Annotated in this window: 11 protein-coding genes; 2 read left to right on the forward strand and 9 right to left on the reverse strand. The window is 71.8% G+C overall.

Going from position 1 to position 13617, the window contains the following annotated elements:
• Positions 1-101: 101 nt before the first annotated feature.
• From gdhA to RF647_RS00450, 5 genes are all read right to left on the reverse strand, one after another.
• Positions 102-1442 (reverse strand): NADP-specific glutamate dehydrogenase, encoded by a 1341-nt coding sequence (gdhA, locus tag RF647_RS00430; RefSeq protein ID WP_017832485.1) that lies wholly within the window; start codon positions 1440-1442, stop codon positions 102-104.
• A gap of 35 nt (positions 1443-1477) precedes the next feature.
• Entirely contained in the window at positions 1478-2023 is a 546-nt protein-coding gene (locus RF647_RS00435) for an ArsR/SmtB family transcription factor (protein WP_368810013.1), read from the reverse strand.
• Positions 2024-2124: 101 nt separating this feature from the next.
• Positions 2125-3336 (reverse strand): acetoin utilization protein AcuC, encoded by a 1212-nt coding sequence (locus RF647_RS00440; protein ID WP_368810014.1) that lies wholly within the window; start codon positions 3334-3336, stop codon positions 2125-2127.
• 79 nt (positions 3337-3415) lie between these two features.
• On the reverse strand, positions 3416-4120 hold the full coding sequence (locus RF647_RS00445; RefSeq protein ID WP_368810016.1) for a TrkA family potassium uptake protein: 705 nt from the start codon (positions 4118-4120) through the stop codon (positions 3416-3418).
• A 74-nt stretch (positions 4121-4194) separates the two neighbouring features.
• Entirely contained in the window at positions 4195-5640 is a 1446-nt protein-coding gene (locus RF647_RS00450; RefSeq protein ID WP_368810017.1) for a TrkH family potassium uptake protein, read from the reverse strand.
• A 133-nt stretch (positions 5641-5773) separates the two neighbouring features.
• Between RF647_RS00450 and RF647_RS00455 the strand changes: the two genes are divergently transcribed.
• Entirely contained in the window at positions 5774-7177 is a 1404-nt protein-coding gene (locus RF647_RS00455) for a TrkH family potassium uptake protein (RefSeq protein WP_368810348.1), read from the forward strand.
• On the forward strand, positions 7170-7838 hold the full coding sequence (locus RF647_RS00460; protein WP_017832491.1) for a TrkA family potassium uptake protein: 669 nt from the start codon (positions 7170-7172) through the stop codon (positions 7836-7838). Before RF647_RS00455 ends, RF647_RS00460 begins: the two co-directional genes overlap by 8 nt.
• 24 nt (positions 7839-7862) lie before the next feature.
• Here RF647_RS00460 and proC read toward each other — a convergent pair whose 3' ends face one another.
• From proC to topA, 4 genes are all read right to left on the reverse strand, one after another.
• Positions 7863-8699, reverse strand: coding sequence for a pyrroline-5-carboxylate reductase (gene proC / locus RF647_RS00465; RefSeq protein WP_368810018.1), 837 nt, complete (start codon positions 8697-8699; stop codon positions 7863-7865).
• 156 nt (positions 8700-8855) lie between these two features.
• Positions 8856-9731, reverse strand: a complete 876-nt coding sequence (locus RF647_RS00470; protein WP_368810019.1) for a sugar phosphate isomerase/epimerase family protein — start codon at positions 9729-9731, stop codon at positions 8856-8858.
• The gene (locus tag RF647_RS00475) at positions 9728-10705 is read right to left on the reverse strand and encodes a Ppx/GppA phosphatase family protein (protein ID WP_035925036.1); all 978 of its coding nucleotides are present in this window, start codon (positions 10703-10705) and stop codon (positions 9728-9730) included. Before RF647_RS00475 ends, RF647_RS00470 begins: the two co-directional genes overlap by 4 nt.
• Before the next feature lie 50 nt (positions 10706-10755).
• Positions 10756-13596, reverse strand: a complete 2841-nt coding sequence (topA, locus tag RF647_RS00480; RefSeq protein ID WP_368810020.1) for a type I DNA topoisomerase — start codon at positions 13594-13596, stop codon at positions 10756-10758.
• Positions 13597-13617 lie beyond the last annotated feature (21 nt).

Raw genomic sequence — 13617 nt, forward strand, 5'->3', positions numbered from 1 at the left:
AGGACCACCGCGGCCCTCCGTGGGACGAACGCGGGTCCGGACGTGTCGGAAGTGCGGACGGGGAACCCCTGCCGGGCCCGGCGGACCGGACCCGGCACGGGTCAGATGAGGCCCTGCGCCATCATGGCGCCGGCGACCTTCATGAACCCGGCGATGTTCGCGCCGGCCACGTAGTTGCCGGGCATGCCGTAGTCCTCGGCGGTCTCGGCGCAGGTGTCGTGGATCGACTTCATGATCTGGCCGAGCCGCTCCTCCGTGTACTCGAAGGTCCACGAGTCGCGGGAGGCGTTCTGCTGCATCTCGAGCGCGGACGTGGCCACGCCCCCGGCGTTGGCCGCCTTGCCCGGGCCGAAGAGCACGTCCGCCTCCTGGAACAGGCGGGTGGCCTCGCCCGTGGTGGGCATGTTCGCGCCCTCCGCCACGGCGAGCACGCCGTGGCCGAGCAGCTTCTTGGCGTGGGAGCCGTCCAGCTCGTTCTGGGTGGCGCACGGCAGCGCCACCGTGCCGGGGACGTCCCAGACGGAGCCCTTGGCGATGAACCGGGCGCGTCCGCCGCGGCGCTCGGCGTACTCGGAAATCCGGCCGCGCTCCACCTCCTTGACCTCGCGGAGCAGGTCCAGCTCGATGCCGTCCGGGTCCACCACGTAGCCGCTGGAGTCCGAGGCGGTGACCACGGTGGCCCCGAGCTGCTGCGCCCGGTGGATCGCGAAGGTCGCCACGTTGCCCGAGCCGGAGACCAGCACGGTCTGACCGTCGAAGGACTGCCCGCGGGTCTGCAGCATCTCCTCGGCGAACATCACGGTGCCGAAGCCGGTGGCCTCGGTGCGCACCAGGGAACCGCCCCAGCTGAGGCCCTTGCCGGTGAGCACGCTGGACTCGTAGCGGTTGGTGATCCGCTTGTACTGGCCGAACAGGTAGCCGATCTCGCGTCCGCCCACCCCGATGTCACCGGCGGGGACGTCCGTGTACTCGCCGATGTGGCGGTAGAGCTCGGTCATGAAGGACTGGCAGAAGCGCATGATCTCGCCGTCGGAGCGCCCGCTCGGGTCGAAGTCCGACCCGCCCTTGCCCCCGCCGATCGGCATGCCCGTGAGGGCGTTCTTGAAGATCTGCTCGAAGCCCAGGAACTTCACGATGCCCAGGTACACGGAGGGGTGGAAGCGCAGCCCGCCCTTGTAGGGCCCGAGCGCGGAGTTGAACTCCACGCGGAAGCCTCGGTTGATGTGCACGCGGCCCTCGTCGTCGGTCCACGGCACGCGGAAGATGATCTGCCGCTCCGGCTCGCAGATCCGCTCGAGCACGGCGGCGTCGAGCAGCTCGGGGTGGCGTGCGACCACGGGGCCCAGGGAGTCGAAGACCTCGTCCACGGCCTGGTGGAACTCCACCTCTCCGGGGTTGCGGGCGAGTACGGCCTGGCGGATCGGGTACAGGTCCTCGTGCATGGTGCTCCTCGTTCGGATCGATTGGGCCCGGCCGGTCACCGCCGCGGATTCCTGGTGCGGCGGCGCAGGCCGGAGAGGCTGGACAGGATGTCCGCCGCACGAGCCCCCGCGCCCCTGCCCGGGCGCGCGGGGGTGCCGCCGACCATCGGCTCCGGAACGACCACCGCCGCGGCGTCCAGCACGTCCGTCCCGGGCGTCACCTCCGGAGCCGTCCCGGCCCCATCGGCCCCCGCGGTCACGACGACGTCAGGTCCGGCGACGCCGGCCCCGGCAGTGCCGCTGTCCGCGGCGTCCCCCGGGGCGGCCGGCTGGTGCGCCGCACCGCCCACGACCTCGTGGACCCATGCGGTGACCTCGGCCAGCGGCTCCGGCTGCACGGCGTAGAGACGTCGTTGCCCCTGTGCCTCCATGGACACCATACCGGCCTCGCGCAGGATCTTCAGATGCTTCGAGACGGTCGGCTGGGAGACCCCCAGCTCTGCCACGAGGTCGCCCACGGGTCGTTCGCCGTCCTTGAGCGCGGCGAGGATCCCCCGCCGGGTCTTGTCGGCGATCACCGCGAACACGTCGTTGTTGCCCATCCGATCACTGTAAACGGGTTGCCGCGCGGCTCCCGGCACCGGCACGTCCGTGCCGCCCCCGTGGCTGCCCCCGCCGCTGCCGGAGCCCGCGGGCGGCGGGCTCAGTCGAACCACGGGTCCAGCCCCCACTGGGGGAAGACCTCCTTGCGGGTGGCCATGATGGTGCGGTCCGTCTCGTCGTTGGGGTCGAAGCCCACCTCCCAGGAGCGCCACCACAGGTCCACCTCGTCGCCCATGGCCCGCGGCGCGTCGGCGCCGTAGCGTTCGCGCACGTAGTCGCGCCACGGCTGCGGCACCGCGGTGCCCACGTCGATCGGGTGGCCGGCGGCGACTCCCACCAGGTGCGTCCAGGAGCGGGGCACCACGTCGTAGCAGTTGTACCCGCCCCCGCCCGTGGCGATCCACCGGCCCTCGCACAGCTCGTGGGCCAGCCCTGCCAGGGCCACGGCGGTCTGCCGCTGCGCGTCGACGCTGACGCGCAGGTGTGTGAGCTCGTCGGCGAAGTGCGAGTCGCAGCCGTGCTGGCTCACGATCACCTCGGGCCGGAACTGGCGCAGCAGGGGCGGGACCACGGCGTCGAACGCGCGCAGCCACATGGAGTCGTCGGAGGCCGTGGGCATCGCCACGTTCACGGAGTGCCCCTCGGCCTCCCCGCGGCCGGTCTCGTTGGCGAAGCCCGTGCCCGGGAACAGCGTCAGGCCCGTCTCGTGCAGCGAGACGGTGAGCACGCGGAGGTCGTCGTAGAAGATCGACTGGGTGCCGTCGCCGTGGTGGCCGTCGACGTCCACGTAGGCCACGCGCCGGACACCCTGGTCCAGCAGGTGCTGGACCGCCACGGCGCAGTCGTTGTAGATGCAGAATCCGCTGGCCTTCTCCGCGTGGGCGTGGTGCATCCCGCCCCCGAAGTTCACGGCGTGCACCGCGTCCCCCGCGAGAACGGCCACGGCGCCCTGGTAGGTGCCGCCCACGAGCCGGGCGCTCGCCTCGTGCACCCCCGGGTACCCGGGGGTGTCCTCGGTGCCGAGACCGCACTCGGGGACCTCCACGGTGGGGTCGGCGCTGACGGCCCGGACCGAGTCCACGTAGTGCTGCGGGTGGACGAGGTTGAGCACCTCGTCCGGGGCCACCTCGGGCGCCTCCACCGTGACGTTGTCCCGGCGGTCCAGGCCGAACTCCTGGACCAGCCGGTAGGTGGCCTCGAGCCGGGACGGGTGCATGGGGTGGTGGTCCCCGAAGTTGTACTCGAGCAGGGCGGGGTCCCAGAACAGTCGCGTGGGGTACGGGGCGCCGGGCCCGGACGTAGCAGGGGTCACACCGCCATTAGACCACTCGGGGCCGGCGCCCGCCGTCGCGGGCGTGGCACCGGCACCCTTTGTGTCACCCCGGCGCGGCTCAGTCGAGGTCGCTGAAGGCCTCGACCGCACGGGTGGGTCCCGTCACGAGGATCTGGTCGTTCTCGTAGAGGACCGTGCCGGGCTCGGTGGCCTCCCAGCCCTGGCCCAGGCGGCGGACCGCGACGATCGAGACCCCGTGGGTGCGCCGGATGCTGAGGGTGTCCAGCGGCCGCTGCTGGACGGCCTCCGGGGCCGGGCAGCGGATGAGGGCGAATCCCTCGTCGATCGTCACGAAGTCGAGGACCCGGCCCTGGATCAGGTGGGCGGAGCGCACGCCCATGTCGTGCTCGGGGCTGATGACGTGGTGGACCCCGAGCTGCTCGAGGATCTCGGCGTGGGGCGTGGTGATGGCCTTCGCCCAGATCTCGGGGTGGGCGAACTTCAGCAGCCGGGAGGCGACCAGGATGCTGGCCTGGACGTCGGAGCCGATGCCGACCACGACCTTGTCGAACTCGTCGACGCCCAGCTGGCGCAGCACCTGTTCCTGGGTGGCGTCGGCGCGCACCACGGTCGTCAGCTGCCCGTTGAGCTCCTGGACGACGTCCTCGTCGACGTCGATGCCCAGCACCTCCGCGCCGTTGCGGATCAGCTCGAGGGCCAGGGCGGCGCCGAAGCGGCCCAGGCCGATCACGGCCACCGTGCCCGGTGGCCGGCGGCGGTCGGAGTGGTGGTACGAGGCAGTGCCGGGGCGGGAGGGGAACAAGTGGGGACCTCCAGGAGGTGTCGGGGTGGGCCGCAGGGCCCCGTGGGGTGGTGTGCCGGGCGAGCGCGGTGGACTCAGCCGATCAGCGGGCGTTCCTTGGGCAGTTCATACAGGGCCTTCCGGGGACGGGCCGCCATGGCGGTGGCCACGGTGATGGGCCCCAGCCGGCCCAGGAACATCAGGGCGATGAGCACCCCCTGGGCCGCCGGCGAGAGATCCGCGGTGATGCCCGTGGACAGGCCCACGGTGGCGAACGCGGAGATCGTCTCGAACAGGATTTGGTCCAGGCCGATGTTCTCGTGCAGCAACATCAGCACCATCGTGGCGGTGGTCACCGCGCCCAGCGCCAGGACGACCACCGTGATCGCCTGGCGCTGCACCGACCGGGACAGGCGCTTGCCGAGGACGTGCACGGCCGTTCCCCCGGTGATCTCGGTCCAGGCGATGAAGCCGAGGACGGCGACGGTGGTGACCTTCAGCCCGCCGGCCGTTCCGGCGGGGGCGCCGCCGATGAGCATCAGGAGGTCCAGCCCCAGCCAGGACACCGGGTGCATCGCCGAGATGTCGATGCTGTTGAACCCGGCCGTGCGGGCGATGGTGGACTGGAAGAACCCGGCAAGCAGCTTCTCGTCGGCCCGCATCGGCCCGAGGGTGGCGGGGTTGGACCACTCCACCGCGCACAGGAACACCGTGCCGGCGCTGAGCAGGACCACGGTGGCGAACAGCACGATCCGGGTGTTCATGCTCCACCGCCGGGGCCGGCGCCACTCCCGGCGCAGCTGGTAGAGCACCGGGAACCCCAGCCCGCCCAGGACCGCGGCGACGACGATCGGCAGGTTGACCCAGGGGTCGGCAGCGAAGTCCATGATCGACAGGGTGTACAGGGCGAAGCCGGCGTTGTTGAACGCCGAGACCGCGTGGAACACGCCGTGCCACACCGCCTGACCGGGTCCGTACCCGTAGCCGGCGAAGAAGCGCAGGGCGAGCGCCGCGGCCACGACCGTCTCGATCAGCAGCGTGGTGGCGAGGATGCGCAGCAGTACGCGGCGCATGTCCCCGTAGCCGGGATTCTTCGTCTCGGTCGAGCTCATGATCCGGGCCGTCAGGCCCAGCCGACGGGCCAGGAGGATCCCGAGCACGGTGGCGAAGGACATCACCCCGAACCCGCCGATCTGGATCAGGGCCAGGATCACCGCCTGCCCGAACGGGGTCCAGTAGGTCGGCGTGTCCACCACGACCAGCCCGGTCACGCAGATCGCCGAGGTCGCGGTGAAGAACGCCTCCATGAACGACGCCCCGCCGGGGCCCGACCTCGCGATCGGGAGCATCAGCAGGACGGTGCCGACGGCCAGGGCGGTCGCGAACGCACCGATGATCAGCTGCGCCGTGCGCGCCGCGGTCACCTCCCGCGGATCGGTGCTCCGCCGTTGTCCCGGCCGGCGACCGTGGGGGGAGCGGATCCCGTGCCGTCGGGTCAGTCGACGGACCCGGGCGCGCAGCAGGGCCTCTTCCAGGGGCATGGGCGACAACCTACACCCGCGGCTGCCCGCCGCGGACGGGCTCGGGTGGAATACTGTCTCGGGTCGAGGCGAACGCCGCGGCCGCCGCCCCGCCCGGGCGGTCAGGACACCAGGAGGAGAGCCCGTGAGCCACCTGCAGCGCGCGCCCTGGACCCGTCCGGAGGAGCGCGGCCGGTTCTGGCTGCTCACCTCGCTGCGCGACCTCGTGGACCGGATCGCCGCTGGCTCCCCCGCCCGTCTCGCCGTCATCTCCTTCGCCGCGGTCGTGTCCGTGTTCTCCTTCCTGCTGTGGCTGCCCGTGGCCTCGGCCCCCGGCGTCGTGACACCGGTCGAGGACGCCGTGTTCACGGCCACCTCCGCGGTCACCGTGACGGGCCTGACCACGGTGTCGACGGCGGCCAACTGGTCGTTCTTCGGCCAGTTCGTGATCCTGGTCGCGATGCAGATCGGCGGTCTGGGCACCCTCACCATGACCTCGATCCTGGCCCTGGCCATCGGTCGCAAGCTCGGCCTGAAGTCCCGGCTGATCACCCAGGAGGCCCTGAACATCGGGCGCCTGGGCGAGGTGGGCTCGCTCCTGCAGATCATCGTGCTGATGTCCGTGACGATCGAGGCGATCCTGGCCACGGTGCTGACGATCGGCTTCCTGGTGGTCGGGGAGCCGTTCCTCACCGCTCTGTGGCACGGGGTGTTCTACGCGGTCTCCGCGTTCAACAACGGGGGGTTCACCCCGCACTCGGACGGCCTCGTCCCGTACACGGACGCGGTGCTGATCCTCCTGCCGATCGCCCTGGGGGTCCTCCTGGGCTCCCTCGGCTTCCCCGTGGTCCTCGTGCTGCGGCAGACCGGGCTGCGCTTCTCGCGGTGGAACCTCAACACGAAGCTGGTGATCGTGACCACCACGATCCTGCTGTTCGTGGGGTGGGCCCTGTTCCTGGCCTTCGAGTGGTCCAATCCGGACACCCTGCGGGACCGGCCCGTGCACGAGAAGATCTTCGAGGGATTCTTCCACTCCGTCATGGTCCGCTCCGGGGGCTTCAACCTCGTGGACATGAACAGCCTGGAGCCGGTGAGCCTGCTGATGACCGACGCGCTGATGTTCGCGGGCGGCGGCCCGGCCTCCGTGGCCGGCGGCATCAAGGTCACCACCCTCGCCGTGGTCTTCCTGGCGATCCTGGCCGAGGCCCGGGGCGACCGGTCCGTGATCGCGTTCTACCGGACCATCCCCGAGGACGCCCTCCGCATCGCGATCTCGGTGATCATGATGGGGGCGACCGTCGTCCTGGTGGGCTGCGGGATCCTCGTCGAGATCTCCCAGGAGCCGCTGGACCGGGTCCTGTTCGAGGTGATCTCCGCGTACGCGACGTGCGGTCTCAGCGTGGGGCTCTCCGGCGAGCTGCCCCCCGCCGGCAAGTACGTCCTGGTCCTGATCATGCTCATCGGGCGCATCGGCACGACCACCGTGGCCGCCGCCCTGGCGCTGCGCTCACGCCGGCGCCTGTACCGGTACCCCGAGGAAAGGCCCATCATTGGCTGACCGTTCGTCCCACAGCGTCCCCGTCCTGGTGATCGGCCTCGGCCGCTTCGGCACCGCCACCGCGCTCCAGCTGGCCCGGCAGGGCCGGGAGGTCCTGGGCGTGGAGCGGGACGCCCAGCTGGTCCAGAAGCTCTCCGGGCAGCTCACCCACGTGGTCGAGGCCGAGGCCACGGACATCGACGCCCTGCGCCAGCTGGGAGCGGCCGAGTTCGACTCCGCCGTGGTGGGCGTCGGCACGTCCATCGAGTCGAGCGTGCTCATCACGGCGAACCTCGTGGACCTCGGCGTGAGCCGGATCTGGGCGAAGGCCATCACGCCCTCGCACGGCAAGATCCTCTCCCGCATCGGGGCGCACCACGTGATCTTCCCCGAGGCGGACGCCGGGCGGCGCACCGCGCACCTGGTCTCGGGCCGGCTGCTGGACTACATCGAGTTCGACGACGACTTCGCGATCGTCAAGATGTATCCGCCGCGGGAGGTGCAGGGCTTCACGCTGGGCGACTCCAACGTCCGCTCCAAGTACGGCGTGACCGTGGTGGGCGTGAAGTCCCCGGGCGAGGACTTCACGTACGCCCGCCCCGACACCAAGGTCACCTCCCGCGACCTGCTGATCGTCTCGGGGCACGTGGACCTGCTCGAGCGCTTCGCGGCCCGCCCCTGACCCGGGGACCGGCCGGTCCGCGGCTCAGTCGCCGCTGAACTCGCGCGTGAGCTCCGCGGAGCGGTCCGCCGAGGCGCGGGCCGCGGAGGCGACGAGAGCCTCGAAGCCGTTGTCCTGGAAGGTCGTGATGGCCCGGTCCGTGGTGCCCTTGGGGCTCGTGACGGCCCTGCGCAGGGCCGCGGGGTCGGCCTCCGCCGGGCGCAGCAGCTCCCCGGCGCCGGAGACGGTCTCCTTCGCGAGGACCCGCGCGACGTCCGCCGGCAGCCCCATCCGCTCCCCCGCCTGCTGCATAGCCTCGGCCAGCAGGAACACGTAGGCGGGCCCGGAGCCCGAGACGCCGGTCACGGCGTCCACCTGCTCCTCGGGCACCTCGACCACGGTGCCCACGGCCTCGAGCACCCCGCGCACGGCCTCCGTCTGCTCGGGGGTGGTGGCGGCCCCCGGGGTCACCGAAACCACCCCGCGGCCCACGCTGGAGGGAGTGTTCGGCATCGTGCGCACGACCGGCTGTCCGGCGGGGAGGGCGCGCTCGAGGGCGCCGACGGAGATCCCCGCCGCCACCGAGGCCACGACCGTGCCGGGGCGCAGGGCGGGGGCGATCTCGCGGGCGAGGTCGAGGATGCCGACGGGCTTGACGCCGAGCAGCACGACGTCCGCCTCACGGGCGGCCCGCCGGTTGGCCTCGGGATCGTCCCCGGTGACGTAGGGCCGCACGCCCGTCTCGTCCTCGAGCCGGCGGGCGCTCTCCGCGGAGCGGACGGTGGCCCGGACCTGCTCGACGGGCACGCCGGAGGCCAGCACCCCCCGCAGGATGGATCCGTTCATGGAGCCGCAGCCCAGGAAGGCGAGCACAGGGGTCATGGTCGGTGAGGTCCTCTCATCGGTGGAATCGGAACGGTGGGATCGGAACGGCGCCGGTGGGACGGCGGGTGTGCATCGGTCAGTGTGGATCGGTCAGTGTGGATCGGACGGAGCGGGACGAGGCGGGCGGGCCGGCGGGCCGGATGCGCCCGGGCCTCAGCCCTGGCTGCCGTCCGCGCCCTCCGTGCCGTCGGGGCCGCCGGCGCTCGGGGCGCCGTCGGAGCGGCTCGTGTGCCGGCGGGCGAACTCGAGGGACTCCGCGAGCCACTGGGTGCGCTGGTCGGCGTTCTTCGAGCGGCGGGTCGAGACCTCGACCCCGATGATGCCCTGCCACCGGGTGGAGGCGAGGAACTCGAGGGACTCGGCCACCGGCTGCACCCCGTGGCCGGGCAGCAGGTGCTCGTCCGCCGTGGTCTCCCCCGACCCGTCGGTCAGGTGGACGTGGCCCAGCCGGGGGCCCAGCTCCCGGATGGCGGCCAGGGAGTCCATCCGGGCGGTGGCGGCGTGCGAGAAGTCCCACGTCACCCAGTCGTAGTCAAGGCCCAGCGGGCTGTAGTGCGGGGCGTAGACCACGGTGTCACGGCCGCGGACCCGCCAGGGGTACATGTTCTCCACGGAGATCTTCACGCCGGTGGCCTGGGAGACCACCCGCACCCCCTCCACGAAGTTCGCGGCGTACCGGCGCTGCCACCGGAAGGGCGGGTGGACCACGACGACCTCAGCGCCCACCTGCTCGGTGAGCGCGGCCGCCATCTGGATTTTGGTCCACGACTTGCCCCACACCTGCTGGGTCAGCAGCAGGGTCGGGGCGTGGATGGTCGAGATGGGGAGCTGGTGGCGCTGCACGAGGTCCTGCAGCTGGTGGGTGAGCTGGCTCATCCGCTCGTGCGTGACGAGCACCTCCACGCTGTCGTAGCCCAGCTCCACGGCCGCCTCGAAGGTCTCCGGCACCCCGAGCGGATAGAGGGAGCTGGTGGACAGCGCCACGTGCGGACGGTACGGCTCCGCGGCCGCGCCCTGTTGCTCGCTCATGCCGCCCCCACCAGGTGCCGGGGGTCCACGGTGCGGACGTCGGAGTGGCTGCTCAGCTGGTCCAGGCGGCGCAGGATCAGCCCCTCGCGGAGCGCCCACGGGCAGATCCGGATCGACTCGACGCCGTAGGCGTCCATCGCCGACTCCGCCACCACGGCCCCGGCGAGGATCTGCCGGGCCCGTGCGGCGGAGACCCCCGGCAGCTCGGCGCGCTCCTCCGGGGACATGGCCTCCATCCGGCGGGTCCACAGCCGCAGGTCCTCGAGGTGGAGGGTGCGGGGCACGTACGGGCCCATCTCGTACGGAGCCGCCCCGCAGATCCGGGCCAGGGAGCGGAACGTCTTGGAGGTGCCGGCCACGCAGGTGGGCTCCCCGGCCGCGCGGACCCGGTCGACCGCGGGCCGGAGCTCCTGGCGCACGTGCTTGCGCAGGGCCTTCATCTCCTTCGGGGTCGCGACGTCCCCGGCGACGAAGGTGCGGGTGAGCCGCCCCGCGCCGAGGGGCACCGAGGTCGCCACGGTGGGCAGCGCGTTGTCCCCCAGGGCCATCTCGAAGGATCCGCCGCCGATGTCGAGGTCGAGAACGGTCCCCGCGCCCCAGCCGAACCAGCGGCGCACCGCGAAAAACGTCACGGCCGCCTCCTGGTCCCCGGCCAGCTCCGTGAGGGTGACGCCGGAGCGGGACTGCACGTGGTCCAGCACCTGCGCCCCGTTGCCGGCCTCACGGATCGCGGAGGTCGCGAAGGCCAGGAAGTCCTCGGCCCGGTTGTCCACGGCGAAGTCCCGGGCTTCGACCACGAACGCGGTGAGGGCGTCCCGGCCGGCGTCGGAGATGTTGCCGTCGGCGTCGAGGTACTGCACCAGCCGCAGGGCGAGCTTGTGGGACGCGTACGGCTCGGGCCGGGAGCCCGGGTAGACGTCCAGCAGGAGGAGGTGGACGGTGTTCGACCCCACGTCGAGGACTCCGAGACGCATGCCGTGGTGCTCCTTCGAGTTCCGTGTCCGTCCCGCGCGTGCGGAGCGGATCAGCCCTTGGACCCGGCGCGGGCGGGCTTGGCCGCCGCGGGCTTCTTGGCCGTGCTCTTCTTCGCCGTGCTGCTCCTGGCCGTCGTCCCCTTGGCAGTGGACCGGGCCGTCTTCTTCGGGGCGGGGCCCTGGGCGCGCTTCTCCGCGAGCAGCTGGCTGGCGCGCGCCGGCGTGATCTGCTCCACGGTCTCGCCGCGCGGGACCGTCACGTTGGTCTCGCCGTCGGTGATGTAGGGGCCGAAGCGCCCGTCCTTGATGACCATGGGCCGTTCCGTGATCTGGTCGGTGCCGAGGTCCGCGAGCGGAGGCTTGGCGGCGCCGCGGCCGCGCTGCTTGGGCTGGGCGTAGATCGCCAGGGCCTCGTCGAGGGTGACCGTGAACAGCTGCTCCTCGGACTGCAGGGAGCGCGAGTCGCCGCCCTTCTTCAGGTAGGGGCCGAAGCGGCCGTTCTGCACCGTGATCTCGTTGCCCTCGGCGTCCGTGCCCAGCGTGCGCGGCAGGGACAGGATCTTGAGCGCGTCCTCGAGGGTCACGTCCTGCAGGGTCATCGTGGAGAGCAGGGAGCCTGTGCGGGGCTTCTCCTTGACCGGCTTCTTCGGGGGCTTGGGCTTGCCGTTCTTGTAGTACTCGACGGGCTGGGCCGCGAGCTCCTCGGCGGTGGGCTCGGGGATCACCTCGGTGACGTAGGGCCCGTAGCGGCCGTCCTTGGCCACGATGGCGCGCCCGGTCACGGGGTCGCGGCCGAGCTCCCGGCCGTCGGCCTTGCCCGTCTCGATGAGCTCGCGCGCCTTGTCGGGCGTGAGCTCGTCGGGGGCGAGGTCCTCCGGCACGTTGGCCCGGATCGGGTCGGTGATCTCCCCGGTCTCCGGGTCGACGGCGCCCGCCACCTCCAGGTAGGGGCCGAACTTGCCGACCCGCAGGGTGATGTCCTCGGTCACGGGGATGGAGTTCACGGCGCGGGCGTCGATCTCGCCGAGGTCGTCGACGATGGGCTTGAGCCCGTTCTCGTGACCCTGGGAGCCGAAGTAGAAGTCTTGCAGCCAGTCGGTGCTGTCCTCCTCGCCGCGGGCGATCCGGTCGAGGCCCTCCTCCATCTCCGCCGTGAAGTCGTAGTCCACGTAGTCGGAGAAGTGCTCCTCGAGCAGGCGCACCACGGAGAACGCGGTCCACGAGGGGATGAGCGCGGAGCCCCGCACACGGACGTAGCCGCGGTCCATGATCGTGGAGATGGTCGCCGCGTAGGTCGAGGGCCGGCCGATGCCGAGCTCGTCGAGGACCTTCACGAGGGACGCCTCGGTGTAGCGCGGCGGCGGCGAGGTGCGGTGCCCGTCCGCCTCGACCTCGGTGGCGTCCAGGCGGTCGCCCTCCGCCATGCGCGGGAGCCGCTTGTCGCCGTCCTTGCCGTCCTTGGCGCTGTCCTTGTCCGTGGCGGGGTCCTCGTCCCGGCCCTCCTCGTAGGCCGCCAGGAAACCGCGGAACGTGATGACGGTGCCGGACGCGGAGAACTCGGCGTCCCGGCCGGCCGAGGACGTCGCCCCGAGCCGCACGGTCGCCGTCGACCCCTTGGCGTCGGCCATCTGGGAGGCCACGGTGCGCTTCCAGATCAGCTCGTAGAGCCGGAACGCGTCCGCGGAGAGCTCACCGCGGACCTGGTTCGGGGCGCGGAAGGAGTCCCCCGCGGGGCGCACGGCCTCGTGCGCCTCCTGCGCGTTCTTCGACTTGGAGCTGTAGAGCCGCGGGGAGCCGGGCACGAAGTCGGCGCCGTAGAGCTCCGTGGCCTGGCGCCGGGCGGCCGTGACCGCCTGGTCGGACAGCGCCACGGAGTCGGTGCGCATGTAGGTGATGTAGCCGTTCTCGTACAGCTTCTGCGCCACCTGCATGGTGGTGCGGGAAGTGAAGCGCAGCTTGCGCGCCGCCTCCTGCTGCAGCGTGGAGGTGGTGAACGGGGCGGCCGGGCGGCGGGTGTAGGGCTTGGTCTCCAGCGACCGGACCGTGAACGCCGCGTTCTCGAGACCGGCGGCCAGTTCCCGGGCGGCCTGCTCGTCCAGGTGCGCGAGCTTGTCCGCGGCGCCCTTGAGCACGCCGTCGTCGCCGAAGTCGCGGCCGCCCGCCACCCGCTTGCCGTCCACGGAGGAGAGCCGGGCGCTGAAGGCGGTGCCGGCGTCCTCGCCGTCGGAGCGGGCGAACGTCCCGCTGAGGTCCCAGTAGTCGGCGGGCACGAACGCCATGCGCTTGCGCTCCCGCTCCACGACCAGGCGGGTGGCCACGGACTGCACGCGTCCGGCGGACAGGCCCGAGGCGATCTTGCGCCACAGCACCGGGGAGATCTCGTAGCCGTAGAGCCGGTCCAGGATGCGCCGGGTCTCCTGCGCGTCGACCAGGTCCTGGTCGAGCTCGCGCAGCTCCCCGAAGGCCCGCTCGATGGCCTCGCGGGTGATCTCCGAGAAGGTCAGCCGGTAGACGGGGATCTTGGGCTTGAGCACCTCCAGGAGGTGCCACGCAATGGCCTCCCCCTCGCGGTCGCCGTCGGTGGCGAGGTAGAGGGCGTCCGCGTCCTTGAGCTTGCGCCGGAGCTCGGTGACCTTCTTCTTCTTGTCCGGGTTCACCACGTAGTACGGCTCGAAGCCGTGCTCCACGTCCACCGCGAACTTGCCGTAGGGACCCTTCTTGAGCTCCGCCGGCAGCTCCGAGGGCTGCGGGAGGTCGCGGATGTGCCCCATCGAGGACTCGACCTCGTAGGCGTCGCCGAGGTACCCGGCGATGGTCTTGACCTTGGAGGGGGACTCCACGATGAGCAGGCTCTTGCCCGTTCCCGGGCTCTGGGTGGCCTTCGTTGGCACGGTACTCCTTGCTGCGGTCCG

Origin of the sequence: Kocuria sp. CPCC 205263 (assembly GCF_040981075.1) — a bacterium.
GTDB lineage: Bacteria > Actinomycetota > Actinomycetes > Actinomycetales > Micrococcaceae > Kocuria > Kocuria rosea.

Coding starts and splice junctions, on each gene's coding strand:
- gdhA (WP_017832485.1), bottom strand. CDS start 1,442: ATGCACGAGGACCTGTACCCGATCCGCCAGGCCGTACTCGCCCGCAAC.
- RF647_RS00435 (WP_368810013.1), bottom strand. CDS start 2,023: ATGGGCAACAACGACGTGTTCGCGGTGATCGCCGACAAGACCCGGCGG.
- RF647_RS00450 (WP_368810017.1), bottom strand. CDS start 5,640: ATGCCCCTGGAAGAGGCCCTGCTGCGCGCCCGGGTCCGTCGACTGACC.
- proC (WP_368810018.1), bottom strand. CDS start 8,699: ATGACCCCTGTGCTCGCCTTCCTGGGCTGCGGCTCCATGAACGGATCC.
- RF647_RS00470 (WP_368810019.1), bottom strand. CDS start 9,731: ATGAGCGAGCAACAGGGCGCGGCCGCGGAGCCGTACCGTCCGCACGTG.
- RF647_RS00475 (WP_035925036.1), bottom strand. CDS start 10,705: ATGCGTCTCGGAGTCCTCGACGTGGGGTCGAACACCGTCCACCTCCTC.